The following is a 23934-nucleotide window of genomic DNA, read 5'->3' as shown; positions in this document are numbered from 1 at the left end:
CATGGACGGAACCCCTCACGCTCCCTGGCGCACGGTCCAGGAGCCGCGCGCCCTCCTCTCCCGTGAGCCGATCTACGCCCAACTCGTCCGGGAGTGGCGGGAGCAGGGCCGTACTCTGCCAGCCGAAGCGGAGGCCCGGTGGGCCACCGTCCTCATCCTGCTGCCCCGTCGCTGACCTCACTGCTCCTCGCACACCGGCCGCAGCACCGCCAGGGTGCCGTTGGCCTCGCGCAGCGCCGACTCCAGCGTGGCCGGTCTGTGCAGCGCGCCACTGCCGTCGGGCGGCACCAGCCACTCCAGGAATCGCGTGGGCCGGTACGGCGGCGGTACGGCGACCCACGCCCCCTTGGTCGCGTACCGCAGCCCGCCCCCGATCCAGCCGCCGGACGGGTCGGGCGGCAGGAAGAACCCGACCCGGCGCGCCGCGCTGTCCACCAGGGTCGGCCCGGGCACCGGCAGGGACGGCCGCCACAGCAGGTCCAGCGTGAGCAGGCCGAGCCGGTCCGGCACGCTCAGCACATCCCAGAAGCGGCCCGCCTCCAGCAGCGAGACGCCCTCACCGTGGTCCCACTCCCACTTGCACGCCCGGGGGTCCGCCGAGGCCGCCGCAAGCCATTCCACGCCCTGCATCCACATCCTGTTCGTCATGCACCGCTCCGGGATATCTCGCTCACCTGTTTCACGCGCAGGGGAGCGACCGACGCCGGGCGCTCGGCGCGTCCGCACGCCAACCCGGCATATGCATGCTGGTAGATATTTCTAACTGGCGGAAGGGGTGGCGAACCGTGGCGTTTGAGGGCGAATGTTCGAGCGCCGCACAGTGGTGCGAATGCTGCTCACAAAGGCGGAATTTCCCCAATGGGCGGGCGCGCTCGATTCGGGTGTCGTGACAATCGATTCGAGCGTTACATCTTGATCTGTGGGCGGTATCGGTCGTACTCTCCCGTCATTCCGTCGTCTCCGCTCGACCAGAGGTACTCCATGGACCGCACCCGACTGCACGCCCTCCTGGCCCGCGAGAGCGCGGAGGCGGAGCGGCGGAACCCCCGCTCCCGAGCGGCATATGCCGACGCCGGCCATCTCTTCGGCCGGGTCCCGATGACGTGGATGAACAAGACCGCCGGCGCCTTCCCCCGGTACCTGGCGACCGCTCGCGGTGCCCGGGTCACCGACGTCGACGGGCACACGTACATCGACTTCTGCCTCGGCGACACCGGCGCGATGGCCGGTCACTCGCCGGCCGCCGTGACCGAGGCGGTGCACCGCCGGTTCGCCGAGCTGGGCGGGGCCACCGCGATGCTGCCGACGGAGGACGCGGAGTGGGTCGGCGCCGAACTGACCCGGCGCTTCGGGCTCGCCCGCTGGAGCTTCTCGCTGACCGCGACGGACGCCAACCGGTGGGCGATCCGGCTCGCCCGCGCCGTCACCGGGCGCCCGAAGATCCTGGTGAACAGCTACAGCTACCACGGCAGTGTCGACGAGTCCCTCATCGTGGTGGGCCCCGACGGCAAGGGAGCGCCGCGCCCCGGGAACGTCGGCGCGCCCTGCGACGTCACCCTGACCAGCCGGGTCGCCGAGTTCAACGACCTGGACCAGCTGGAGCGCGAACTCGCCCACGGCGACGTGGCGGCCGTCCTCATGGAACCCGCCCTCACCAACATCGGCATCGTCCTGCCCGAGCCCGGCTACCTGGAGGGCGTGCGCGCCCTCACCCGGCAGTACGGCACGCTGCTGATCAACGACGAGACGCACACCTTCTCGGCGGGACCCGGCGGCTGCACCGCCGCCTGGGACCTGGAGCCCGACCTGCTCACCATCGGCAAGGCCATCGGCGGCGGCATCCCGGCCGGCGCCTACGGCCTCTCCGCCGGCCTCGCCGAGCGCCTCCTCGCCCGCGCCGACCTGGACCTGGTGGACATGGGCGGGGTCGGCGGCACTCTCGCCGGAAACGCGCTCTCCGTGGCGGCGACCCGGGCCACCCTGGAGCAGGTGCTCACCGACGAGGCGTTCGAGCACATGGCACGGCTCTCCGCGCGCTTCGAGTCCGGCGTCCGCTCCGCCGTCGAGGCGCACGGCCTGCCCTGGTCGGTCAGCCGCCTCGGCGCCCGCACCGAGTACCGCTTCGCCTCCCCGGCCCCGCGCACCGGCACCGCGTCCGAGGCCGCCGCCGACCCCGAGCTGGAGGACTTCCTGCACCTGTACCTCGCCAACCGGGGCATCCTCCTCACCCCCTTCCACAACATGGCCCTGATGTGCCCCGACACCACGGAGCAGGACGTGGACACCCACACCGCCGTGTTCGGCGCCGCACTGCTCGAACTGGCCGGCTGAGGAAGACGAGAAGAGACGAGGAAGGGGAGGGGCATGGTGCACATGGACGACATCGACCGGGCCATCCTGCGCGAGCTCCAGGCCGACGGCCGTATCGCCTATGCCGACCTCGGACCCAGGGTCGGCCTCTCCGCCTCCGCTGCCCGGCAGCGGCTGCAGCGGCTGCTGGACTCCCGGGCCGTGCAGGTCGTCGGCGTCACCGACCCGATGGCCATGGGCGGCCAGGCGATGGCCCTGCTCGGCATCGGCGTGGACGGCGACCCCCGAGCGGTGGCCGACGCGCTCGCCGGACACCCTGCGGTGGTGTACTCCGTCTTCACCTCGGGCGGCTTCGACCTGTTCGCCGAGGTGGTCACGCCCGGACCGAAGGACCTGCTCGACTTCGTCAACGACGTGGTCAGACCGATCGAGGGCGTCCGCGAGGTGAGGCCCTTCCCGTACTTCGGCATCCACACCCACCGGTTCCTGTGGGAGGTGGGCTGAGCGCGCGGCCGACGGCGGTGCCCGGACCTCAGCCGATGGCCGGTGTCAGGACCAGCATGGTGGCGTCGTCACGCACCTCGCAATGGCGGGTCAGGTCCGTCCACACCAGTTCGGTGAGCGCGGCCGCGTCCACGCCCGCGAACCCGGCGAGCCGCTCCGGAAGCGGATAGAAGCCGCCGGCCCCGTCGCGTGCCTCCCAGACGCCGTCCGAGGCGAGGAACAGCCGGTCGCGGGACCCCAGCTCCACGGTGACCTCCTTCGCCTGCTCCACTCCCACCAGCCCCAGCCCCAGCGGCGCCCCGGGTGCGACGGTCACTTCCTGGGCCAGTCCGTCCCGCAGCAGCACGGGCGCCGGGTGGCCGCAGGCCACGATCCGTACGGACCGCAGGTCGGCGGAGAACTCCAGCAGCAGGGCCGTGGCGAACAGCTCCGCGTGCGGGACGTCGGCGGAGTCCACCGTCAGTCTGCGGTCCATCCGCGCCGCCACCGACTCCAGGTCCTCCAGGTCGAGCACCGCCTCCCGGAACGCGCCGAGCAGCGACACCACCGTGGCGACGGCGGCCAGCCCGTGCCCCCGTACGTCCCCCATCACCGCCCGGACCCCGTACGGGCCGTCGCGCACGTCGAAGAAGTCCCCGCCGACCAGCGTCCCGTGCTGCGCGGCCCGGGACAGCCCCACGCACCCCACCGCCCCGACCCGCTCCGGCAACGGCGGCAGCACGGCCCGCTGCACCGCCTCGCCCACCGCCCGTTCGGTGAGCAGCTGGGCGTCGCGGTGACTGCGCACGTAGGACACGAACACGCTCAGTAGCGCCACGAAGGTGACGGTGAGGAGGTCGGTGTCGCCGGGCTGGTTCAGGTGGGTGGCGGGCAGGTTGAGCAGCAGCACCACCAGGCAGCTGAGTACGGCGGTCGCCAGCGGGCCGTAGGAGAGGACGGCCAGCGGCGGGATGGCGCCGAGCAGGAATCCGAAGTCGTGTCCGTCGGGGCTGATCAGCGTCGCCGCCGTCACGAGGCCGAGCAGGGCGACGGGCAGCACCCTGACCCAGCGTGGCGGCGGCGCACCCTGCAACCAGCCACGACCGTCCCGGTAGCCACGCGACGACCAGCCGCGCACCGAAGTCACATCCCTAAGCTACGCCCGTGACCGGTCGCCGCACCCGTCCCGATCTTGAAATGCCGCGCCGGGAAAATCCGTGGACGCGTCGGTGCCCGGCCTCTAACGTGTGACCGCACGCCCAGGACCGGACGGAAGGAGGCGAGTGCGATGTCCCACACACCCATCCCGCGCTCCCTCCCCGTTTCCCGGGCGTGACAGGTCTGAGCTGACCCGGGAGCGCTCCCCGTAGCACGCATCCCGGAGGAATCCGTGACCGATCCGGTCATCCGTACGCTCGACGACAGCACCGCCCGTCTCTTCGACGACCTGCCCGACCCGCTGCGCATGCGGGAGAAGCACCAGCGCACCCAATTCCGCCCCGACTGGCAGCGCGTCGCCCTGCGCGACGGCCGTGTGGTCGCCCGGGCCGCCTGGTGGGGCGCTCCCGGGGCCACCGAGCCGCTCCTGATCAACTGGTTCGACGTGGCCGAGGGCGAGGAGGAGGCCGGCGCCGAGCTGCTGCTCGGCGCACCCTGGCAGGTCGAGGAACTGGAGCTCGACCTGCCCCCGGGCTGGCACGACGTGCCAGAGCTGCGCACCGCCGCCGAGACCCGCTTCGCCGCCGCCCGCAAGGCGGGCTTCGAGCTCCTGGTGGAGCGTTACAACTATCGCTGGACCCCCGAGTGCGGTCTGCCCGAGCGGCCCGGCCGCCTCCTCTTCACCCCCGAACCCGATGACGGGGTGTTCTTCGACGCCCTGCGCCGCATCCACTCCGTCACCCTGGACGCCCACGCCCGCCGCGCCATCGAGCAGGGCGGAGTGGACCAGGCGGCCCAGGAGGAGATGGACTTCTTCCACTGGATGCCCTCGCCCCGGGAGTGGTGGCAGATCGGCCGCACGCCCGACGGCGAGCCGGTCGGCATCCACATCCCCGGGCGCAACCCGGGAGGGCCCTGCGTCGGGTTCATCGGCGTCCTGCCCGAGCAGCGCGGGCACGGCTACGCCTACGACCTGCTCGTGGAGTGCACGCACTTCCTCGTCGAACAGGGCGCCGATGTCATCGCCGCCGCCACCGACCAGGGCAACACCCCCATGGCCGCACACTTCGCCAGGGCCGGATACCCCGTCGTCCGGGAGCGGGTGAACTTCTGGGCGGCGAGCGCTGTCAGTGCCGGGTGACATGCTGACAGCGCGGTGATCGACAGCTGACGGGAGGAGCCGGCATGGGGTTCGAGGGTGACGTCTGGCGGGTGCGCGGCGGGCGGGAAGCAGTCGGCGAGATCGTCGTCGACGAGGCCGACTTCCCCTGGCTGCACGGCACCTTCACCCCCGGCCCCGGCTTTGCGGGCGTCCGGGACCTGTTTGCCCGGGAGCTGGTCCTGGCGGCGGACGAGGACTGGGAGGCCTGGGAAGAGGTCCACGGCGAGATCCGCCGCCAGGTGTCCCTGATCTCGCCGGACGGCCCGGTCCCCGAGTTCCTGCTGCACATCGAGGGGGACCGGGCGTGGTTCAGATGGAGCGACGAGCCGTTCGACGAGAACTAGCCGCGTGAGCGTCTAGCGCACGTCCTTGCCCAGCACGGTCTCCGCCTCCGCGAGGATCTCGGTGACCCGCAGGCCGAAGGCCGCGTCGCACGGGTGCGCCCGCCCCGTGCGCGCGGCCTCGACCAGGGCGTCGGCGGCCCGCGTCAGAGCGGGAACCGCTCCCTCCGCACTCCTCGGAAGGAGCGTGACCCCCGCCTCGCCCCGCAGCTCCACCTCGGCCCCGGCGGCCGCAGGCGGCGCGGTCAGGCTCAGCGCCACCGTGCTCGACGCCCCGCCCGCGTGTTCGAGGACGAGATGAACGGTGTCCACGGGACCGTGCACGGCGGCCGCCACCCGCCGTACGTCGCCCAGCACCGGCAGCAGCACGGACAGGGCGTGCGGACCCACGTCCCAGAGCGCGCCCTTCTCCCGTCGCCACGGCGAGTCGGTGGCCGGGCCCGCACCGGCGAACAGGGAACCCAGCCAGTGCGCCTGGGCCGTGAACCACCCCGTCGCGGCGGCCTGTTCACCGATCCATGCCTCCGGCTCCTGCTGGAACCGGGTGGTGAAGAACACCACCGAGGCGACCCGGGCCCGCTCGGTGGCCTCCACCACCGCCCGCCCCTCGGCGACGCCGATCGCGAGCGGCTTGTCCAGCAGCAGGTGCCGGCCGGCCGTCGCGGCCCGCACGGCCAGCTCCGCCTGGACGAGCGGCGGCAGCGCCACGGCCACCGCGTCCACGTCGCCGAGCAGCGCGTCCACGTCGTCGTACGCCCGGACGCCGTACTCCCCGGCCAGTTCCGCGGCGGCCTCGGGGCGGCGGCCCCACACCCCGGTGAAGTCCAGCGAACCGTGCCCCGCCAGCGCGGGGGCGTACGCCGCCCGTGCCCAGGGCCCGGTGCCCAGCAGTCCGATGCGCATCTCGCGTTCCTTTCTCCGTACCCGGTCCCACATCGTCGCCCAGCCGGTCAAGGCGTCGTGCTCCGCCCCCGCTCGGCGTACGACCGGCACCGGTCGCCGCCGTGCGCCAGCCATCCGGCGATGGTCTCGGCGATCGGCTGACCGGTGTCCATCTCCACGAACCCGAACTGACCCGACTGGTTGCACTCCAGGAACCACCAGATGCCGTCGGCGTCCTCCGCGAAGTCGAAGGCACCGTAGGCCAGCTCGGCGTCCTTCATGTACGTGTGGACGGCCTCGGCGACTCGCGGCGGCACCTCCGCCTCCTGCCAGGGGAAGTCGGACGGCGCGAACCGGACGTCCACGTCGTCGGGGTGGGCGTCCGGGCTCACCGGCTTGCGGGCGGCCAGCAGCCGCTCGCCGACCACCGTCAGCCGGATGTCGGCGCGCTTGGCCACCCGCCGCTGCAGCAGCGTCGGGCCGAACGCCACCGCCGCGAAGTCGGTGTCCGGTGCCACCCGGCTGGTCGGCACCGCCCGCGGCGGCTCCTGCGGATGCGCGCCCGAAACCGGCTTCACCACGAGATCCGGGAACCGCTCCGCGAACTCCCGGGCCGCCTGCGGAAACGTGGTGATCAGCGTCGCGGGCACCGCGAGCCCGCTGTGCTGCGCCAGCCGCAGCTGCCACGGCTTGTGGCGGGCCCGGCGGGCCGCGTCCGGATCGTTCATCCAGCGCGCCTCGGTCCCGCGCAGCATGCCGTACAGCGCCTGCGCGGACTCCTCGGTCAGCCAGGGCGACGGCTGCGCCGCCCGGGCGGCCGCCGCCCCCGGCCTGCGCACCCAGATGGAGCGCAGGCCGTTCATGCTCACCAGGCGCCCGTTCACGGACAGGTGTCCGCGGCTGACGCCCTGCACATACTCGCCCGACAGGGCCACACCACTGGTCAGATCGGCAGGATCGAGGCGGACGACGGGCACTCCGGCCTCGTGCAGCCGGAGGACCACCATGTCCGCCGTCACGTCCTCGTCACTGGTCAGGATGAGCACGGTCATCGTGAGGATCCGCGATCAGTCGTCGAAGTGCGTCTTGGAGCCCGCGGTGGAGGTCGTGGTCCCCAGGGCTCTGAGCGTTGCGTGATCGGTGGCTGCGATCCGGCCATCGTGGAGAACGTTCAACTGCAGTCCGGAGTCATACGCGTACGGAGTGGTGACGTCCAACTGCACTGCGGGGCGTGCGTAGTTGAGCGCGAACGGTTGCATGGTCTCTCCCTGTTTCGTTCTTCCATGCACTTATACGATTCGAACGCGTGGTTGGTTTCCTTACTCTGTGTAATCTCAGGCCGAATTAAGAGCTTGTTAAGGGAGAACCGGCGAATCGCTCCCGCACGTGGCCGATTTCACATTCCCGTCGGGCACATGACGGGGTCACATGTCCGCGAAATTCCGGGATGTCACCAAAGCCTGTTCGGCATAGCTCCGTCCGAAGAGCACCGTGTGCACCAGCAGCGGGAACAACTGGTGCAGGCCGATCCGCTCCGCCCAGCCGTCGGCCAGCGGCGCCCGCTCCTGATAACCCGCCACGATGCGGTCCAGGTACGGGCAGCCGAAGAGACGGAGCATCGCGAGGTCGGTCTCGCGGTGCCCGCCGTGCGCGGCCGGGTCGATCAGCCGGACCCGGCCGTCGGCGCCCCACAGGACATTGCCGCTCCACAGGTCGCCGTGCAGCCGGGCGGGCGGCTCGGGCGGCCCTGCGAGTTCCGGCAGCCGTTCGCAGACCCGCTCGATCACGGCGGCCTCGCCCGGCCGCAGGGTCCCCCGGTCGACCGCCTCGCGCAGGTACGGCAGCACCCGGTGCTCGGCGTACCAGTGCGGCCAGTCGGTGCCGGGCTCGTCGCGCATCGGGGCGAGACCGATCCAGGCGTCCCGCGGACCGCCCGGCGGAGCGGACCCGAACGCCGGAGCGCCTGCCGCGTGCAGGACGGCCAGCTCCTGGCCGAAACGCGTCGCCGCTCCGGCGTCCGGGCGCCCGGTGCGGATCAGTTCGGTCACCATCCACCGCTCGTCGTGCCCGAGCACCTCGGGTACCGGCACCGCCCGGGCGGCGGCCAGCCAGCGCAGCCCGGCCACCTCGGCCCGTACCGCCCCGGGACCGTCACCGCGCTTGACCATGACCGCGGGACCGCCCGTGAGTGTCACCTCCGCCAGGCCGCCCGAGCGTGCCCGCTCACCCGAGACCGGCCGCCCGGTGAGCCGGGCGGCCACCGCGCCCGGACCCTCGCCGCCGTCGACCACGGCCACCAGGGTATGGGCCGGGCGGGATCAGGAGCCCCAGGTCCCCTGGTCGACGGCGCACTTCCACCCCGAGCCGTGCAGCGTGAACCGCACCTTGTAGGTGTGGGTGTTCAGCAGATGCGTCTGCACCTTCACCCCGAGAGCGCCCTTCTTCTTCAGCGTCGTCGTGTACACCGAGACCGTCTTCGAGGTCTTGTGGCTGACCTTGCCGCCCTTGGCCGTGGCACTGCCGAAGCGGATGTTCTTGACGTCCGTCACGGTGAACGTGACCTTCTTGAAGCTCGTGGCCGCGCTCTTGTTCTTGACCCCGAAGTACAGGCCGCCGTCGGTGACCCAGCCGCTCGCGTTCACGGAGAAGCGGCTCGGATAGACGATGTCGACCGGGCAACCGGTGCTCTTCGCCGTCTCCGCTCCGGTCTCCGCCCGCGCCGACGCGCCGGTGGCGAGCGCGACCTGGGCGGCGGTGACGAGGCCGGCGACGGCCAGCACGCGGAAAGACGTGTTCATACGGTTCACTGCGGTGATACCTCCCCCTGCGGTACTCATCGGACCGTAGAGAAGAATCCCATCCCTCTCGCCCGGAAGCAGGCGAATTTCGAGGAGACCCGCCGCAAGCCGGTGAAGAGCGTGCACGGGGTGCGCGCCGATGTCCGCAACGCCGTCGCGGAGGCAGCGCCGCACACAGTGAATTCCCAGTAACTCCCTTGTTGCGCAAGCATTGACGTGCCCCATGCGCCCCTCTAGTTTCTGATCGGTTTCCCGAACCGTGTCCGAAATCCCGGACATCCCCCCTCGTCTGGAGCGCACATGAACGGCACCCCCCTGTCGCGCCGCCACTTCCTCGGTGCGGCCGCGACCGTCCCGCTCGCCGCCACCGGCGCCCTCGCCCTCGGCGCCGGATCCGCTCAGGCCGCGGCCAACTCGGCCTACGTGATGTGCTACTTCACCGAGTCCCCGGACATGCTGGCCGCCAACTACGGCCTGCACCTGGCCGTCAGCACCGACGGCCTCCAGTGGACCCCGCTCAACCAGAACGACCCCGTCGCCACCCCCACTGCGGGCTCCCTCGGCCTGCGCGACCCGTTCATCCTGCGCAAGCAGGACGGCACCTTCGTGGTGCTCGCCACCGACCTGTACGGCACCGACTGGTCCTACGTCAGCCAGTACATCCACGTCTGGGACTCCACCGACCTGCGCAGCTTCACCGGCTACCGGCGGATGAAGCTGCACGACATGGACACCCACGCCTGGGCGCCCGAGGCCTTCTGGGACGCGGGGCGCGGCACGTACGGCGTCATCTACTCCGCCGTCAACGCCAGCGGCCACAACGTCATCATGATCAACTACATCGGCGACTTCGTGACCGCCGGCGACCCGCAGGTCTTCTTCGACCCCGGCTACGACGTCATCGACGGCGACCTCGCCGTCGGCGTGGGCGGCGTCAACTACCTGTACTTCAAGAAGAACTCGACGCTCGTCGGCGCCCGCTCCACCTCGCTGGACCCGGGCAGCTTCACCGAGTTCTCCACGGCCGTCTCGCACAACGGCACCGAGGCCCCGACCCTGGTCAAGTCCCTCACGTCCAGCTCCACCTGGTACCTCTGGGGAGACACCTGGGACCCGAACGGCGTCTTCTACGCCTGGCAGACCGGTGCCCTGTCGGCCGGCACCTGGACCGCCCTCGACCAGAAGACCTACACCCAGCCGCTCAACTCCAAGCACTGCGGCGTCCAGCCCATCACCGCGACGGAGTACAACAACCTCGTCGCCAAGTGGTCCACCCCCACCTGGAACCGGCTGAAGTCCTACAACTACCCGGCCAGATACGTCCGGCACAGCAACTTCGTCGGCCGGATCGACGAGTACGCCTTCGACCCGTACACCGACGGCATGTGGAAGCTGGTCCCCGGCCTCGCCGACAGCAGCGGCGTGTCCTTCCAGTCGGTGAACTACCCGACCCGCTACCTGCGCCACTACGACTACCAGCTGCGGCTCGACGAGAACGACAGCACCACGACCTTCGCCCAGGACGCCACGTTCTACCGGACCGCCGGTCTCGCCGACTCCTCCTGGTCCTCGTTCCGGTCGTACAACTACCCGACGCGCTACATCCGCCACTCCGACTTCGTGCTGCGCATCGATCCCGTCTCCACGAGCACGGACCAGGCCGACGCCACCTTCTACGTCGGCTACTGACACCACGCCGGGCCCGTCCCGCGGCGACACGCCGACGACGGGCCCAGGACCGCCCGAATGGCGGTGTGCCCGACCGGGGGATTGACCCAGCCGGGCGGAGTTGGGCGTGTCGTGACCACGGATGGGCGGCCTGGATGGTGCGCGCCGCGGGGCTGACTGACGGTGGTTCATGTCGGGGCCGGGTCGTTACAGCTGATGGAGTATCGGCGCCCGGCCGCGGCGGAAGGACACCGAGATGCGTTCTGCCCGCATGATCCTCGCGACCACGGCCGCCACCGCGGCCCTCGCGTTCTCCGCCCCAGCAGCCCACGCCGCGGGCTCGGGCGACCGGGACGACGGAGGCCGCGACGACTCTTCCTACAGCAGCAACGACAGCAGGTTCGACCCCGATTCCTACAAGGGCCAGGACGACGAGGAGAAGGGGGACCAGGGAGGCAAGGAGAGCCAGGGGGGCAAGCAGGACCAGGGCGGCAAGGGGAAGGACGAGGGCGGCTCCTCGTGGGGCGACGACGGGGAGAGCGACCGGCCGCACGGCGGTATGCACACCGGCGGCGGCGCCCTCGCCACGCCCGGTGTCACCGCGGGCGGGCTGGCCGTGCTCGGCGTAGCGGCCACCGGTGCCTACGCGCTGCGGCGCAGGAGAGTCCCCGGGTCCGCGTCCTGATGGGCCCACGCATGCGGGGGCCGCGGTGCCGTCGGCGCTCCACACTCCGACGGCACCGCGCCCCCTGTGTCCCGCCCTCCCGCTGCCGTGCCCCAGAAAGGTGACCTCCGATGGCAGCTGGCCCCACCACCCCCACCAAGCCCGACCCCGATGCACCCGCCGTCCCCGACGACCGGGACGGCTCCGGCAGTCCCCCCTCGGGCGGACGACTGCCCGTGTGGGGCATCGCCGTCCTGCTCCTCGCCGTGGCGCTGATCGGCGGACACACCGGCGGTTCCGACACGACCGGCACCACCAGGGCCGAGAGCACGGACGCCGTCCCCTCGGCCGATCCCCGCCGGACCGGCGAGGCGCTGCCCCGGTCCACGCCGACCCGCCTGCTCATCCCGAAGATCGCCGTCGACGCTCCCTTCACCGCCCTCACCATCGGTTCCACGGGCCAGCTCCAGCCCCCGCCGGCCGCCAACACCAACCTCGTCGGCTGGTACTCCAGGGGCGCGGCACCCGGCGAGGCGGGCACCGCGATCATCGCGGGCCACGTCGACACCGTGACCTCCGCGGCCGTCTTCGCCAGGCTGGACGAACTGGAGCGCGGCGACCGCTTCTCGGTGAGCCGGGCCGACGGCACGGACGCGAACTTCGTGGTCGACGACGCCGAGACCTTCGCCAAGGACGACTTCCCCAGCGACCGGGTCTACGCGGACACCCGCCGCCCCGAGGTGCGCCTGATCACCTGCGCCGGCGACTACGACCACGATGTCAGGGACTACACGGCGAACCTGGTGGTCTTCGCCCACCTGGTCTGACACCGCACGGGTGCCGCCGGGTCAGCCGCCCGTGGACTCCCGCACCACCAGACGGAACGGACCGGCGAACTCCTCCCGCTCCGGTCCCGGCCCGCCCCGGTCGATGCGGGCCGCCAGCAGGGCGACCGCGCGCTCGGCCATCAGGTCGTGGTCCGGGTCGACGGTGGACAGGGAGGGGACGAGGTACGCGCTCTCGTCGACGTTGTCGAAGCCGACGACCTTGACCCGTTCCGGCACCCCGATCCCGGCGTCGGCGAGAGCGCGCAGCACGCCCATGGCCACCGTGTCCGTCACGCAGAACACCCCGTCGAAGCCGAGGCCGCGTGCCATCCGCTCCCGGACGCGGCGGGCGGCCTCCTGCATGGTGAGCGACCCGGCGGTCACCACCAGCTCCGGGTCGGCCGGCAGCCCCGCTGCCGCCAGCGCCCGCAGATACCCGGCGTGCCGCAGACTCGACACGTCGACCTCACCGCCCAGCCGCCCGCACACGATGGCGATCCGCCGGCAGCCCCGCTCGACGAGATGGCGTGTCGCGGCCTCGGAGGCGGCCTCGTTCGGCATGGCGACATGGTCGACGGGCCCGCCGAAGATCCGCTCGCCGAGGATCACCACCGGATGGTCGACGTCGAGCGCCCCGACATCGGCCGGGCCCATGCCGACCGTGCTCAGGATGAGCCCGTCGTAGAGCCGGTTGCGGGACAGGGAGAGCGCCGCCAGCTCGCTCTCCCGGCGGGCGCCGGTCTGCTCGATGCTCACCCGCAGGCCGTGCCCGGCCGCCGCCGCGATGATCGAGGCGGCCAGCCGGCCGTAGTAGGGACGGTTGATCTCGGGGACGGCCAGGCCGATGGTCCCGGTGCGGCCCTTGCGCAGGTTGCGGGCGGCCACGTTGACCCGGTAGCCGAGCCGGTCCATCGCCTCCAGGACCCGCTCCCGGGTGGCCGGGCGGACGTTGGGGTGCCCGTTCATCACGTTGGAGACGGTCATCGCCGACACCCCGGCCGCCTTCGCCACGTCCTGGATCGTCGCCACACTCACTCCCGCCGGCTGTCCTCGGCAAGACGATAGAGGGCGGCGCCGTGGGCGGGCAGCACGGCGACCAGTTGCCGGCCGTCGTGGGCGGTGTCGGTGCCGGTCCACACCTCGCGGACGCGGTCGCGGGAGGTGGCGCCGACCGCGCCCAGCGGCACCTCGAAGCGCCGCTCCTCGTCCGCGAGCGAGAACACGGCCGCGTACCGGGTGTGCCCGTCGGTGTCCCGGGCGGTCCACAGCACCAGGTCCCGCTCCCGCAGCACCTCCTGGTTGCCGGTGCTGTGCCACAGCACGTCCAGTGCCTCGTCGTTGGTGAGCAGCGCGATGGTGCCGGGCGGGGAGGTGGGCAGGTCGCCGCCCATCATCAGCGGCGACCGCGAGATCAGCCACAGGGTGAGCAGGCTGACCTGCTCGGGATGGGTGAGGGCGCACTGGCGGTCCGCGCCGCGCTCGGCACGGATCCCGATGTGGCCGAGCGGCAGCATGTCGGCGTCCGCCCAGCCCCGCTCGCCCTGCCAGGGGGCCCAGCGGGCCATCCGCGCGAACTGCGCCTCGACGTCCTCCCAGCGGTCCCAGAGGTCGTCGCAGACCCGCCACATGGTGGCGTGCTCCCGCAGGTGGTCCAGGCGGGCGAGGGACATGTCGGTACCGGGGGAGAGGCTCAGTTCGATCGGCCGTCCGCTGCGCTCGATCGCTCGTGCGTAGGCGGCGATCTCCCGCTCGTGGTACGGGAAGAGCATGTCGTCGGCCTTGACGAAGTCCACGCCCCAGGCGGCGAACTGGGCGACCTGGGCGTCGTAGTAGGCCTGGGCGCCGGGGTGGTCGTGGTTCAGGCCGTAGTTGTCCGAGTTCCAGGGACACACGGAATCGGTGTCGGCCACGTCCGCGGCCGTGAACTCCGTGCCGAGCACGGGCAGTGCGGCCTCCACCGCGCGCCGTGGGATGCCCCGCATGATGTGCAGCCCGAACCGCAGGCCCATGCCGTGCACCCGCGCGGCCAGCGGACCGAACCCCGCCCCGTCCGTGGCGGAGGGGAACCTGTTGGGGGCGGGCAGCTGGCGGCCGTGGCCGTCGAGGACGAGCGGGGCGTCCGGGTTGTAGCCGTGGGCGCGGGCGGTGGGCTCGTACCACTGGATGTCGACGACGACGGTGTCCCAGCCGTGCGGGAGCAGGTGCTCGCGCATGAACCCGGCGTTGGCGAGGACCTCCTCCTCGGTGACGGTGGTGCCGTAGCAGTCCCAGCTGTTCCAGCCCATGGGCGGCCGCAGGTGGCGGGCGGGCAGCGGGCGTGCGGATCGGGTCATGTGCGCGCTCCTGCGGGTCAGCGCCGGTCCAGGGGAGCCTGGACGGTGACGAACGAGTGGGGCGGGAGGGTGAGCCGCAGTCCGCCGGCGGTCACGGACACGCCGTCGAACGCGGTGGGGGAGACGGCCGTCGAGGCCTCCGGGGTGTTGTGGGCCTGGAGCTTGTCGGCCGTGAGGATCCGGGCGGCCGGCTCGCCGAGGCTGCCGCCGCGCAGGTCGAGGGTGACCTCGGCCGGTTCCGCGGCGTCCAGGTTGCTCAGCGAGATCAGGACGGTGCCGTCCTTGACGCTGGCCGAGGCGGACACCGTCTCCAGTTCCGCGTCCCCGACCGTGCGCCGGGTGCCCTCGCCGCGCAGGTGCACGGGGAGCGAGGTGGCGTCCTGGTGGCCCTTGTTCATCTCGAAGACGTGGTAGGTCGGGGTCAGGACCAGGGCGTCGCCGTCGGTGAGGATCATGGCCTGGAGCACGTTGACGGTCTGGGCGATGTTGGCCATGTGCAGGCGGGCCGCGTGCCTGTGGAAGATGTCGAAGTGGGTGCTCGCCACCAGCGCGTCGCGCAGGGTGTTCTGCTGGAAGAGGAAGCCGGGGTTGGTGCCGGGTTCCACGTCCCACCAGGTGCCCCACTCGTCCAGGACGAGGCCGACGGTACGCCCCGGGTCGTAGACGTCCATGACCGTCGAGTGGCCGGTGAGGATGCGGTCGATGCGGTGGGCCGACAGCATCGTGCGGTAGTAGTCCTCGGCGTCGAACTCCGTGGCGCTGCCCTTGGCCTCCCAGGGGCCCGCGAGGGTGTAGTAGTGGACGGACAGGCCCTGGAAAAAGTTCTTCGGGGTGGCCTCGCAGCCGAAGCAGCTGATCTGCTGCATCAGGGTCTCGGTCCACTTGTAGTCCGCGTCGGAGGCGCCCGAGGCGATCCGGTACAGCTTGTTGTCGCCGTGGTCGCGGCAGTAGGTGGCGTACTGGCGGGCCAGGTCGGCGGAGTACTCGGCGCGCATGTTGCCGCCGCAGCCCCAGGTCTCGTTGCCGATGCCCCAGTACTTCACCCGCCAGGGTTCCTCGCGGCCGTTCTCCTTGCGCAGCCGCACCATCGGGCTGTCGCCGTCCCGGGTCAGGTACTCCACCCACTCGCTCATCTCGCGGACCGTGCCGGAGCCGACGTTGCCGCTGATGTAGGGCTCGGCGCCGAGGAGTTCGCACAGGGCCATGAACTCGTGGGTGCCGAAGTGGTTGTTCTCCTCGACGTTGCCCCAGTGCGTGTTGACCATCCGGGGCCGCTGCGGGCGCGGTCCGACGCCGTCCCGCCAGTGGTACTCGTCGGCGAAGCAGCCGCCCGGCCAGCGCAGGTTGGGGATGTCCAGGGCGCGCAGGGCCGCCACGACGTCGAGGCGGATGCCGCCCTCGTTGGGGACGGGGGAGTCCTCGCCGACCCAGAAGCCGCCGTAGACGCAGCGGCCGAGGTGTTCGGCGAAGTGGCCGTAGAGATGGCGGCTGATCGTCGGGCCCTCGATGTCGAGGTTGATGATCGCGGTGGCGGTGGGCACGCGGGGCACTCCTGTCCGTGAAGCCAATTGTTCGATATATGGAACATCGTTCGTCGAGTCGATCGTGCGAACGCCTTTTGTATCGATAAAAAGCTGCCATCGGGCCGTGATCGCGTCAAGAGGGCGGACAGCCCGGTTCCCTGTGGGCACAGGGAACCGGGCTGCCGGAGGCGAGGGGTGTCAGACCGCCGGGGACGGGAACGTCGGGTACTCCACGCCCGAGACGTGCTGGACGACCCGGACCACCTGGCAGGAGTAGCCGAACTCGTTGTCGTACCAGAGGTAGAGGATCGCGTTGTCGCCCTCCACCTTCAGGGCGCCGGCGTCGACGATCGACGCGTGGCGCGAGCCGATGAAGTCGCTGGAGACCGCGTCCGGGGCGGTGATGAAGTCGATCTGGCGCTTCAGCGGTGAGGTCAGCGACACCTCGCGGAGGTAGTCGAGGACCTCCTCGCGGGAGGCCTCGCGGGCCAGCTGGAGGTTGAGGATCGCGATCGACACGTCCGGGACCGGGACCCGGATCGAGCTGCCGGTGATCCGTGCCTTGAGGTCGGGCAGCGCCTTCGCCACGGCGGAGGCGGCGCCGGTCTCGGTGATCACCATGTTGAGCGGCGCGGACCGGCCGCGGCGCTCGGACTTGTGGTAGTTGTCCAGCAGGTTCTGGTCGTTGGTGAACGAGTGGACCGTCTCCACGTGGCCGCGCAGCACCCCGTACTCGTCGGCCATGGCCTTCAGCGGCGGCACGATCGCGTTGGTGGTGCAGGAGGCGCAGGACAGGATCTGCTCGTCCGGCTTGATGGTGTCGTGGTTGACGCCGTGCACGATGTTCGGGACGTCGCCCTTGCCCGGCGCGGTCAGGACGACCTTCCCGATACCGGGGCGCAGGTGCTTCGACAGACCCTCGCGGTCCCGCCACTTGCCCGTGTTGTCGATGAGGATCGCGTCCCGGATGCCGTACTCGGTGTAGTCCACGGCGCTCGGGTCGTCGGCGTAGATCACCTTGATCTCGTTGCCGTTGGCGAGGATCGTGCTGCTCTCCTCGTCCACGGTGATCGTGCCCTGGAACTGGCCGTGGATGGAGTCGCGGCGCAACAGCGAGGCGCGCTTCACGATGTCCTCGCCGCCCGCGCCGCGCACCACGACGGCCCGCAGGCGCAGGCCGTTGCCCGAGCCGGCCTTCTCGATGAGCAGCCGGGCGACCAGGCGGCCGATGCGGCCGAAGCCGTACAGGACGACGTCCCGCGGCTCACGCTGCTCGATCTTGTTGGCCCCGGTGGCCCCGGCGACCGCCTCCGCGGTGAACGCCTCGACGCTCAGACCCCGGTCGTCGGCCTTGTGGGTCGCGGCGAGCATGCCGATGTCGATCTGGGAGGGGCCGAGGTCGAGGGCGGTGAGCGCCCGCAGGAACGGCATCGTCTCGGTGACCGACAGCTCGGCACCGTCGATCTGGCGGGCGAAGCGGTGGGTCTTGAGGATGCTGACCACCGACTTGTTCACCAGGGAGCGGCTGTGGAGGAGGACCGTCACGTCCCGCTCCCGGTGCAGCTTCCCGATGAGCGGGATCATCGACTCCGCGATCTCCTCGCGGTTCTTCCAGTTGGTGAACGAGTCCTCGTTGACAGTCACAGACCTGAATCTCTCGATCGAGCTGGGTGGCGCTCATATGCTAAACCGACCGGTGAATGATCGATCAAGGGGGTCCGGGTGTGATGCGGGTCGCGAAGTTCTGAACCCGGGCGGAAGACCGTAAGAAGCCTCCGTGTCGTGTTGCGCCGTCGCGGGCCGCTGCCGAAGGTCGGAGCGTGAGCACGTCCTCCGTCCCGCGGCCCGAGTCCGCCGCGCAGACCGGTCCCGCCCGCCCCGCGCCCGCCCGCAGCACCCCGTCCGGCCTGCTGCCCGTCCTCGTCCTGTTCACGGCCGTCCGGCTCGCCGGAGTCGCCGCCGTCGCCGCGGCGAACCACGCCATGGGGCGCCCCCTGGTCAGGAACCTGGCCCACGCGTGGGACGCCCGCTGGTACCTGCACATCGCCACCCACGGCTACGGCGACCTCATCGAGATCACCCGCAGGGGAGCCGTGCAGACCGACTGGGCGTTCTTCCCGCTGTACCCGGGGCTCATCCGCGCCGTGACGACGGTCCTGCCCCTCACCCCCGGCGAGGCCGCGCTGGCCGTCGCCTGGACCGCCGCCGTCGTGGCCGCGTGGGGCATCCACCGGATCGGCTGCCACCTGTACGGCCGGGCCGTCGCCGCCGCGCTCGTCGTCCTGTGGGCCGTACTGCCCCAGTCGGTCGAACTCACCATCGCGTACACCGAGTCCCTCTTCTCGGCCCTCGCGGCCTGGTCCCTGTACCGCGTGCTCAAGGGCCGCTGGCTGTGGGCCGGCTGCCTGGCCGCACTCGCCGGGCTGTCCCGCCCCAGCGGCTTCGCGGTCGCGGCCGCCGTCCTGGCCGCGGGCGCGTACGAAGCGGTACGGCGGCGAGGCCGCGTGCCGCTCGCCCTGTGGGCCGGCTGCCTGCTCGCCCCGCTCGGCTGGCTCGGCTACGTCCTGTGGGTCGGGTGGCGCACCGGCAACCTTCTGCTCGGCTACTTCGAGGTGCAGCGCGCCTGGAGCTCGCGCTTCGACTTCGGCGCGGGTTCCCTGCGCTTCCTCAAGGGCCTGCTGCTGCACGGCGGCGGCTTCGTGTACGCGGCGGACCTGGTGATCGTCGCCGGGGGTCTGCTGCTCTTCTGCCTCCTCTGCCTGGACCGGGCCCCGCTGGTCCTGGTGGTCTTCGCGGGCGTCCTGGTCCTGGTGGTCGTGGGCGGCTCGGGCTCCTTCTCCTCCAAGCCCCGCTTCCTGCTCCCGGCCTTCCCTCTCCTGATCCCGCTCGCCCGCGCCCTGGCCGGCAGCCGCCGCGTGCGTCCCGCCCAGGCGGTTCTCGTCGTCGGCGCCCTCACCGCGGTCTCGCTGCTGTTCGGGGCCTATGTGATGACGGTCGCCCGCTCACCCCTGTGAGGTCCAGGCCCCCCTCAGGTCGGTGGCCACGTCGAGGAGCAGGGTCCGGAAGACGCCCGCCAGCGGGGTCAGCGTGGTGTCGGACCGGGTCACGGCGTGCAGGTCGCGGTGGAGCGGCGGGTCGGCCAGCGGGCGGTGCGTGGTGCCCGGGACCCGGGTGAGGGCCAGCCGGGAGACGAGCGCGACGCCGTAGCCGGTGCCGACGAGTGCCTGGGCCAGGTCGTACGACGCCGTCTGGAACCGGATCCTCGGCGTGAAGCCGGCCCCGATCGCCGCCCGGTCGAGCTGTTCGCGGCCGGCGTGTCCGGCCAGGATGGTCACCCAGGACTCGTCGCGGAGCTGCTCCAGCCGCAGCGGTGTGCCGTCGGGTGACCCGGTGACCAGGGGGTGGTCGTCGGGCAGGACGATGACCATGGGGTCCCGCAGCAGCGTGTGCGCGGTGATGTGCGGGGGCGGCTCCGGGGGCAGTGCCCAGGAGGCGATCACCGCGACGTCGAGTTCGCCCGCCGCGACCCGCTCGACGCCGCGGTCGGAGAGCAGGTCCTCCACCGACACGTCGGCGTTCGGATACCGGTGGCGCAGCGCGGTCAGGGCGGGCGGGAGCAGATGCAGGGCGGCGGCCAGGAACGCGCCCACCCGCAGTCGCAGCGACAGGTGGCCGAGGAGCGCGGCGAGCCGTTCGCCGGCCTGTTCCGTCTGCTCGTCGACGACCCGTCCGTGCTCCGCGAGCAGCGCCCCGGCCGCCGTGAGCGACGCGCCGCGCGGCCCGCGCACCACCAGCGGCACCTTCCAGTCCCGCTCCGCCCGGGCCACCTGCTGGGTCACCGCGGCCGGTGTCACGCCGAGGGCGTGGGCGGCACCGGTGAGCGAGCCGTGCCGGTCGATCATGGCGAGCAGGCGCAGCTGCCCCGGATCCGAGCTCATCACTCAATTAACTTAACGCCGGCCGCCACGGTGCTTACTTCTCTTCACGCATCCGTCGCGTCAGCCTGGTGACGGACCATCCGCCCCCTACCCGTGAGAAGGCCGCGACACGTGCCCGTCCATCTGCCCCTCTTCGTGCTCACCACCTGGCTGCTGGCCATGCTCCCGGGCGCCGGGCAGGCGCTGATGATCCGGCAGATCCTCGCGTTCGGCCCTCGGCCCGCCCGGGCCACCATCGCGGGCAACTCCACCGGGCTGCTCGTCTGGTCGACCGCCGCCGCCGTGGGCCTCTTCGCGGTGCTCCTGGCCAACCCGCACGCGTATCTGGTGGTACGTGTCGCCGGCGGGGCGGTGCTGTTCGCGCTGGGGCTCGGCACCCTCAGGGCGGCGGCGAAGGAGGGCGCCGCGGCGATCGGTCCGGACGGCGGGAGCGCCGGTCCCGGCGGGCTCCGGAGCGCGTACGGTGCCGGCCTGGGCACCACGCTGGGCAATCCCAAGGCCGGGGTGTTCGCCGTGTCGGTGCTGCCCCAGTTCGTCACGGCCGACGGTCCCGTCCTGCTGAGCAGCGTCGCGCTCGGCGTCCTGTGGGCCGTCGTCAACGCCTGCTGGTACCTGCTCTTCACCTGGGCCGTCGGCCGGGGCCGGGCCCTGGTCTCCCGGCCGGCGGTGCGACGCGCCCTGGACCTCGTCACCGGCGTGGTGCTGTGCGGGCTCGGTGTGGCGGTGGCCGGGGGAGTCTGACCGGAGCCGGTGGGCGTCGTACCGGAGAGCACCGCCCGACGCGGGCGCCGAGAGGCGCACAAACCGGTGGCGCCGATCACCACGACGTGGTCGGCGCCACCGGAGGGCTGAACGGGCCGCGGTCTAGCGGGGGTTGAAGACCACGCTGGCGAAACGCACGGTGCCGGCGGCCGAGTGCCCGGGGGCGACCCGGTGCGCGGTGCCCTTGCACTTGGGCTTGCTGTAGACGACGAGCGCCTTCTTCGTGGCGTTCTGCGGCCCGCGCGCCTCCTGCGCCATGTCGAGGCACTTGCGGTCCGGCGGGTTCTGGATGGCGTACGCCTTGCCCTGCGGCCCCACCCAGACGAACGTCCCTGGGGCGGCGGCCGCCGGACCCACGGTGATGACGGTGAGGGCAAGCCCGCCGAGAGCGACGGCGAGCGGACGGAGCAGACGCATCGTGAAGTCCTTCGTGAAGTTCAACTGTGACAACTGTGACAATGGTGACAACGGCGACAAGGAGCCGCGGTGACGCCTGGGCACCGCGACATCACACACCGTCACCCCACCCGGACGGCCCGGCGACACGCATACGTCCCACGTCCGAGCGACACCCGTCGGCCTGCCGTGACGCCGGGTCCGGCCGGCGGGGGTGGGAGGGCTCACACGAAGGCCACCACCAGGGCGACCGCGACGGTGAGCGCCGACAGGCCGACCATCGCGGTCCGCCACACGAAACCCGGCGCCGGGCCCTGGAGCGGCGGATCCGGTACGCGCCCGTCCGGATGGCGCCGGTCCGGCCGGCAGGCGTCCGACAGCTGGGCGGAGGGGGGAGTGTCGCTGAGGCCCATGTCTGTTCAAACGTCCCCGAGGCGCAAGGGAGTCGGCGTGACCGGTGTCGTCACACCATCGGGGCAACGGGTTCCCCGGACGGGCGCTCCCACGGGCTGGGCAGCGGCCGCGGCGATGTCTGCCGGTCACGACCCGAAAGGCCATGACCGGCATCTTCGGCTGCCGCTACCTCCTCGCCCCGGCGGTTCCCGTGCTGATCCCGCTGCCGTTCCGCCACGGGGACCGGAAGGGGCGGCTCAGAACGACGCGGTGTAGCCGAAACCGCCGTGGTTGACCAACACCCTGGGGCCGAACGTGCCCTTCCCGGTGCCGTTCTGCCGGTACAGGCGGTTGGCCGCGTCCCGGGCGACCAGGTCGGCCTTGCCGTCTCCGGCGACGTCCCCGACCCCGAGGGCCACGTTGTACGAGGCGCCCCGGCCGGAGGCGATCTTCACCCGCGCGGAGAAGGTGCCGTTGCCCTTGCCGTAGTAGCGGTACAGGTTGTTCGACCTGTCCCGGGCCGGCAGGTCGCCGATGCCGTCGCCGTTGAGGTCCCCGGCGCCGACGGCCACGTCGTTGCAGCCGTCACCGCTCAGGTCGCCCATGGCCACGGGCCTGGCGGTGGCGGGCCGGCCGCTGCCCATCTGCCACACGTGGTTCAGCGTGCCGTAGTGGAGCCAGGTCCGGCCGTGGGCGTCGAGGGCGAGCAGGTCGCCGCTGCCGTCCGGCAGGCCGCCGGATCCGTCTCCGTAGACGTGAAAGCCCCGTGCCCCCGAGGGCGAGTGAGACGGCGACCGGCGTCGTGGGGCCGCTGCGCGCAGGCGGCCCGACGGCATGGCAGATCTGCCCATGTGTGAGTTCCCTCCCCGTGGGGGCGTTTGCCCTGGTGCGCAGCTTAGGAGGTAAGTGGGGGAACAGTGACGGCAGTTGATCAGGCGGCGGGCGCGTGCGGGCGGGTGACACACGGGGCGCGTGAGCCGTCGGCGATTCATGGCCGGAATTACGGGACATAAGAGTAAATTCCTGGCTATTGCTTGAGAGAGGTGTCACCGGCAGACGGGGCAAGGGATGAGCACGGACGACCGCGTCACGGTGACGACCGGGATCGCACGGCTGCACGCGGCGCCCGCACTCGCCGGGCCCGGCCGCTTCGGGCTGGTGACCAACCACACCGGCGTCCTGCCCGGCCTGCGCCCGGCCGCACCCGCGCTGCTCGCGGCCGGCGCGCCGCTGGTCGCCCTGTTCGGTCCCGAACACGGACTGCACGGGACCGGTCAGGCCGGTGAGGGCGAGACCGCCCGGACCGACCCCGACACCGGGCTGCCGGTCCACGACACCTACCGGTGCGACGGCGAACGGCTCGACAAGCTGCTGATCGACAGCGGGGTCGACGCCCTGGTCCACGACCTCCAGGACATCGGCGCCCGGTACTACACCTACGTGTGGACCATGTTCGACCTGATGGTCTCGGCGGCCCGCACCGGCATCCGGTTCGTGGTCGCCGACCGGCCCAATCCGCTCGGCGGACTCGTCAGCGAGGGCCCACTGCTCGAACCGGCGTGGGCCAGCTTCGTCGGCCGCGCCCCGATCCCCGTCCGGCACGGTCTCACCTGCGGCGAACTCGCCCGGTACCTCAACGCCTCGGCCGTGCCCCGGGCGGCGGGCCGAGCGGCCGACCTGACGGTGATCCAGGCCCTCGGCTGGCGGCGCGCCATGGACACCGCCGCCACCGGGCTGCCCTGGATCGCGCCCTCGCCGAACATCCCGACACCCGCCACCGCCACCGTGTACCCCGGCACCTGCCTCTTCGAGGGCACCAACCTCTCCGAGGGCCGGGGCACCACCCAGCCCTTCGAGATCGTCGGCGCCCCCTATCTCGACGCCCGCTTCGCCCCCGCCCTCGCCGAACTCGGTCTGCCCGGCGTGCACTTCCGCGACCTGCGGTTCGTACCGGCCTTCCACAAACACGCCGGACGACCGCTGCGCGGGGTCCAGCTCCACGTCACCGACCGTGCGGCGTTCGCCCCCGTACGCACCGCCGTCGCGATGCTCGCCACGCTGCGGCGGCTGTACCCGGACGACTTCGCGTGGCACACCACGGACGGCGGCGCCGAGCGGACCGGCCACCGTCACCTCGTGGACCTGCTGTGGGGTTCCGACCGGCTGCGGCGCGCCGTCGACGCCGGCGACGACCCGCTGCCGCTGTGCGACCCGCCGGCCCCGCCCGGCCGCTGGGCCGGCGACGACGTGCTGCTCTACCCCTGACTCCCGCCGCTCCCTCCCCGACAGCCGCCGC

General features: G+C 71.9%; 26 protein-coding genes. 11 read left to right on the top strand and 15 right to left on the bottom strand.

All coding sequences use genetic code 11. The annotated features are described in order from the left end of the window. Position 1: 1 nt before the first annotated feature. Complete coding sequence (locus ACFY6U_RS35420) at positions 2-175, top strand: hypothetical protein (protein ID WP_390044842.1); 174 nt, start codon at positions 2-4, stop codon at positions 173-175. Between the two features lie 2 nt (positions 176-177). Here ACFY6U_RS35420 and ACFY6U_RS35415 read toward each other — a convergent pair whose 3' ends face one another. Next, positions 178-648, bottom strand: a complete 471-nt coding sequence (locus ACFY6U_RS35415) for a hypothetical protein (protein WP_351502333.1) — start codon at positions 646-648, stop codon at positions 178-180. Between the two features lie 333 nt (positions 649-981). Here ACFY6U_RS35415 and ACFY6U_RS35410 point away from each other — a divergent pair, with 333 nt between their 5' ends. Together ACFY6U_RS35410 and ACFY6U_RS35405 are read left to right on the top strand one after the other, a co-directional pair. Next, on the top strand, positions 982-2331 hold the full coding sequence (locus ACFY6U_RS35410) for a transaminase (protein ID WP_390044840.1): 1350 nt from the start codon (positions 982-984) through the stop codon (positions 2329-2331). 42 nt (positions 2332-2373) lie between these two features. Further along, positions 2374-2814, top strand: coding sequence for an Lrp/AsnC family transcriptional regulator (locus tag ACFY6U_RS35405; RefSeq protein ID WP_293995112.1), 441 nt, complete (start codon positions 2374-2376; stop codon positions 2812-2814). Positions 2815-2842: 28 nt separating this feature from the next. Here ACFY6U_RS35405 and ACFY6U_RS35400 read toward each other — a convergent pair whose 3' ends face one another. Next, positions 2843-3940, bottom strand: coding sequence for a PP2C family protein-serine/threonine phosphatase (locus tag ACFY6U_RS35400; RefSeq protein WP_390044838.1), 1098 nt, complete (start codon positions 3938-3940; stop codon positions 2843-2845). Between the two features lie 243 nt (positions 3941-4183). On the opposite strand from ACFY6U_RS35400, the gene ACFY6U_RS35395 reads away from it, so the two are divergent. Both ACFY6U_RS35395 and ACFY6U_RS35390 read left to right on the top strand, forming a co-directional pair. Beyond that, on the top strand, positions 4184-5092 hold the full coding sequence (locus tag ACFY6U_RS35395; RefSeq protein ID WP_390044837.1) for a GNAT family N-acetyltransferase: 909 nt from the start codon (positions 4184-4186) through the stop codon (positions 5090-5092). A 44-nt stretch (positions 5093-5136) separates the two neighbouring features. Beyond that, complete coding sequence (locus ACFY6U_RS35390) at positions 5137-5457, top strand: hypothetical protein (protein ID WP_390044835.1); 321 nt, start codon at positions 5137-5139, stop codon at positions 5455-5457. Positions 5458-5469: 12 nt separating this feature from the next. On the opposite strand, the gene ACFY6U_RS35385 is transcribed toward ACFY6U_RS35390, so the two are convergent. From ACFY6U_RS35385 to ACFY6U_RS35365, 5 genes are all read right to left on the bottom strand, one after another. Beyond that, a complete protein-coding gene (locus ACFY6U_RS35385; RefSeq protein ID WP_390044833.1) occupies positions 5470-6357 on the bottom strand; it encodes a Gfo/Idh/MocA family protein in 888 nt (295 codons plus the stop codon). 47 nt (positions 6358-6404) lie between these two features. Continuing rightward, positions 6405-7388 (bottom strand): ATP-grasp ribosomal peptide maturase, encoded by a 984-nt coding sequence (gene tgmB / locus ACFY6U_RS35380; RefSeq protein WP_390044831.1) that lies wholly within the window; start codon positions 7386-7388, stop codon positions 6405-6407. Between the two features lie 15 nt (positions 7389-7403). Next, positions 7404-7595, bottom strand: a complete 192-nt coding sequence (gene tgmA, locus ACFY6U_RS35375) for a putative ATP-grasp-modified RiPP (protein ID WP_089102565.1) — start codon at positions 7593-7595, stop codon at positions 7404-7406. Between the two features lie 165 nt (positions 7596-7760). Next, positions 7761-8627, bottom strand: coding sequence for a fructosamine kinase family protein (locus ACFY6U_RS35370; RefSeq protein WP_390044829.1), 867 nt, complete (start codon positions 8625-8627; stop codon positions 7761-7763). A gap of 27 nt (positions 8628-8654) precedes the next feature. Beyond that, positions 8655-9134: a hypothetical protein gene (locus tag ACFY6U_RS35365; RefSeq protein WP_390044827.1), complete on the bottom strand. Its 480-nt coding sequence runs from the start codon at positions 9132-9134 to the stop codon at positions 8655-8657. Positions 9135-9434: 300 nt separating this feature from the next. On the opposite strand from ACFY6U_RS35365, the gene ACFY6U_RS35360 reads away from it, so the two are divergent. From ACFY6U_RS35360 to ACFY6U_RS35350, 3 genes are all read left to right on the top strand, one after another. Beyond that, a complete protein-coding gene (locus ACFY6U_RS35360; protein WP_390044825.1) occupies positions 9435-10823 on the top strand; it encodes a glycoside hydrolase family 43 protein in 1389 nt (462 codons plus the stop codon). A 235-nt stretch (positions 10824-11058) separates the two neighbouring features. Next, a complete protein-coding gene (locus ACFY6U_RS35355) occupies positions 11059-11487 on the top strand; it encodes a hypothetical protein (RefSeq protein ID WP_390044823.1) in 429 nt (142 codons plus the stop codon). A 110-nt stretch (positions 11488-11597) separates the two neighbouring features. Next, positions 11598-12293, top strand: coding sequence for a class F sortase (locus ACFY6U_RS35350; protein WP_390044821.1), 696 nt, complete (start codon positions 11598-11600; stop codon positions 12291-12293). A 21-nt stretch (positions 12294-12314) separates the two neighbouring features. On the opposite strand, the gene ACFY6U_RS35345 is transcribed toward ACFY6U_RS35350, so the two are convergent. The 4 genes from ACFY6U_RS35345 to ACFY6U_RS35330 all read right to left on the bottom strand — a co-directional run bounded on the left by ACFY6U_RS35345 (position 12315) and on the right by ACFY6U_RS35330 (position 17793). Next, a complete protein-coding gene (locus ACFY6U_RS35345) occupies positions 12315-13322 on the bottom strand; it encodes a LacI family DNA-binding transcriptional regulator (RefSeq protein WP_390044819.1) in 1008 nt (335 codons plus the stop codon). A 2-nt stretch (positions 13323-13324) separates the two neighbouring features. Then, positions 13325-14626, bottom strand: coding sequence for a glycoside hydrolase family 27 protein (locus tag ACFY6U_RS35340; RefSeq protein WP_390044817.1), 1302 nt, complete (start codon positions 14624-14626; stop codon positions 13325-13327). A 17-nt stretch (positions 14627-14643) separates the two neighbouring features. Next, entirely contained in the window at positions 14644-16167 is a 1524-nt protein-coding gene (locus ACFY6U_RS35335; RefSeq protein WP_390044815.1) for an alpha-N-arabinofuranosidase, read from the bottom strand. Positions 16168-16347: 180 nt separating this feature from the next. Next, complete coding sequence (locus ACFY6U_RS35330) at positions 16348-17793, bottom strand: glyceraldehyde-3-phosphate dehydrogenase (protein ID WP_390044813.1); 1446 nt, start codon at positions 17791-17793, stop codon at positions 16348-16350. Positions 17794-17969: 176 nt separating this feature from the next. On the opposite strand from ACFY6U_RS35330, the gene ACFY6U_RS35325 reads away from it, so the two are divergent. After that, the gene (locus tag ACFY6U_RS35325) at positions 17970-19163 is read left to right on the top strand and encodes a hypothetical protein (protein WP_390044811.1); all 1194 of its coding nucleotides are present in this window, start codon (positions 17970-17972) and stop codon (positions 19161-19163) included. Here the strand turns inward: ACFY6U_RS35325 and ACFY6U_RS35320 are convergent. Further along, the gene (locus ACFY6U_RS35320; protein ID WP_390044809.1) at positions 19152-20087 is read right to left on the bottom strand and encodes a LysR family transcriptional regulator; all 936 of its coding nucleotides are present in this window, start codon (positions 20085-20087) and stop codon (positions 19152-19154) included. The two genes, ACFY6U_RS35325 and ACFY6U_RS35320, sit on opposite strands and share 12 nt — an antisense overlap. 111 nt (positions 20088-20198) lie before the next feature. On the opposite strand from ACFY6U_RS35320, the gene ACFY6U_RS35315 reads away from it, so the two are divergent. Further along, a complete protein-coding gene (locus ACFY6U_RS35315; RefSeq protein WP_390044808.1) occupies positions 20199-20828 on the top strand; it encodes a LysE family translocator in 630 nt (209 codons plus the stop codon). A 123-nt stretch (positions 20829-20951) separates the two neighbouring features. On the opposite strand, the gene ACFY6U_RS35310 is transcribed toward ACFY6U_RS35315, so the two are convergent. The 3 genes from ACFY6U_RS35310 to ACFY6U_RS35300 form a co-directional block, all read right to left on the bottom strand. Continuing rightward, a complete protein-coding gene (locus ACFY6U_RS35310) occupies positions 20952-21266 on the bottom strand; it encodes a hypothetical protein (protein WP_390044807.1) in 315 nt (104 codons plus the stop codon). Between the two features lie 203 nt (positions 21267-21469). Continuing rightward, positions 21470-21658: a hypothetical protein gene (locus ACFY6U_RS35305; protein ID WP_390044805.1), complete on the bottom strand. Its 189-nt coding sequence runs from the start codon at positions 21656-21658 to the stop codon at positions 21470-21472. Between the two features lie 237 nt (positions 21659-21895). Beyond that, positions 21896-22489, bottom strand: coding sequence for an FG-GAP repeat domain-containing protein (locus ACFY6U_RS35300; RefSeq protein ID WP_390044803.1), 594 nt, complete (start codon positions 22487-22489; stop codon positions 21896-21898). A gap of 217 nt (positions 22490-22706) precedes the next feature. On the opposite strand from ACFY6U_RS35300, the gene ACFY6U_RS35295 reads away from it, so the two are divergent. Next, positions 22707-23903, top strand: a complete 1197-nt coding sequence (locus tag ACFY6U_RS35295) for an exo-beta-N-acetylmuramidase NamZ domain-containing protein (protein ID WP_390044801.1) — start codon at positions 22707-22709, stop codon at positions 23901-23903. Positions 23904-23934: the final 31 nt, after the last annotated feature.

The organism is Streptomyces sp. NPDC013157 (genome assembly GCF_042899865.1).
Lineage (GTDB): Bacteria > Actinomycetota > Actinomycetes > Streptomycetales > Streptomycetaceae > Streptomyces.
Note: the sequence above shows the minus strand (reverse complement) of the source record. Positions and strands in the feature narration are given on the sequence as shown.

Excerpts from the sequence above, each read along its gene's own strand:
- ACFY6U_RS35420 (WP_390044842.1), top strand. The coding sequence starts at position 2 with ATGGACGGAACCCCTCACGCTCCCTGGCGCACGGTCCAGGAGCCGCGC.
- ACFY6U_RS35415 (WP_351502333.1), bottom strand. The coding sequence starts at position 648 with ATGACGAACAGGATGTGGATGCAGGGCGTGGAATGGCTTGCGGCGGCC.
- ACFY6U_RS35410 (WP_390044840.1), top strand. The coding sequence starts at position 982 with ATGGACCGCACCCGACTGCACGCCCTCCTGGCCCGCGAGAGCGCGGAG.
- ACFY6U_RS35405 (WP_293995112.1), top strand. The coding sequence starts at position 2,374 with ATGGACGACATCGACCGGGCCATCCTGCGCGAGCTCCAGGCCGACGGC.
- ACFY6U_RS35390 (WP_390044835.1), top strand. The coding sequence starts at position 5,137 with ATGGGGTTCGAGGGTGACGTCTGGCGGGTGCGCGGCGGGCGGGAAGCA.
- ACFY6U_RS35385 (WP_390044833.1), bottom strand. The coding sequence starts at position 6,357 with ATGCGCATCGGACTGCTGGGCACCGGGCCCTGGGCACGGGCGGCGTAC.
- tgmB (WP_390044831.1), bottom strand. The coding sequence starts at position 7,388 with ATGACCGTGCTCATCCTGACCAGTGACGAGGACGTGACGGCGGACATG.
- tgmA (WP_089102565.1), bottom strand. The coding sequence starts at position 7,595 with ATGCAACCGTTCGCGCTCAACTACGCACGCCCCGCAGTGCAGTTGGAC.
- ACFY6U_RS35365 (WP_390044827.1), bottom strand. The coding sequence starts at position 9,134 with ATGAACACGTCTTTCCGCGTGCTGGCCGTCGCCGGCCTCGTCACCGCC.
- ACFY6U_RS35360 (WP_390044825.1), top strand. The coding sequence starts at position 9,435 with ATGAACGGCACCCCCCTGTCGCGCCGCCACTTCCTCGGTGCGGCCGCG.
- ACFY6U_RS35355 (WP_390044823.1), top strand. The coding sequence starts at position 11,059 with ATGCGTTCTGCCCGCATGATCCTCGCGACCACGGCCGCCACCGCGGCC.
- ACFY6U_RS35350 (WP_390044821.1), top strand. The coding sequence starts at position 11,598 with ATGGCAGCTGGCCCCACCACCCCCACCAAGCCCGACCCCGATGCACCC.
- ACFY6U_RS35340 (WP_390044817.1), bottom strand. The coding sequence starts at position 14,626 with ATGACCCGATCCGCACGCCCGCTGCCCGCCCGCCACCTGCGGCCGCCC.
- ACFY6U_RS35320 (WP_390044809.1), bottom strand. The coding sequence starts at position 20,087 with ATGAGCTCGGATCCGGGGCAGCTGCGCCTGCTCGCCATGATCGACCGG.
- ACFY6U_RS35310 (WP_390044807.1), bottom strand. The coding sequence starts at position 21,266 with ATGCGTCTGCTCCGTCCGCTCGCCGTCGCTCTCGGCGGGCTTGCCCTC.
- ACFY6U_RS35305 (WP_390044805.1), bottom strand. The coding sequence starts at position 21,658 with ATGGGCCTCAGCGACACTCCCCCCTCCGCCCAGCTGTCGGACGCCTGC.
- ACFY6U_RS35300 (WP_390044803.1), bottom strand. The coding sequence starts at position 22,489 with ATGGGCAGATCTGCCATGCCGTCGGGCCGCCTGCGCGCAGCGGCCCCA.
- ACFY6U_RS35295 (WP_390044801.1), top strand. The coding sequence starts at position 22,707 with ATGAGCACGGACGACCGCGTCACGGTGACGACCGGGATCGCACGGCTG.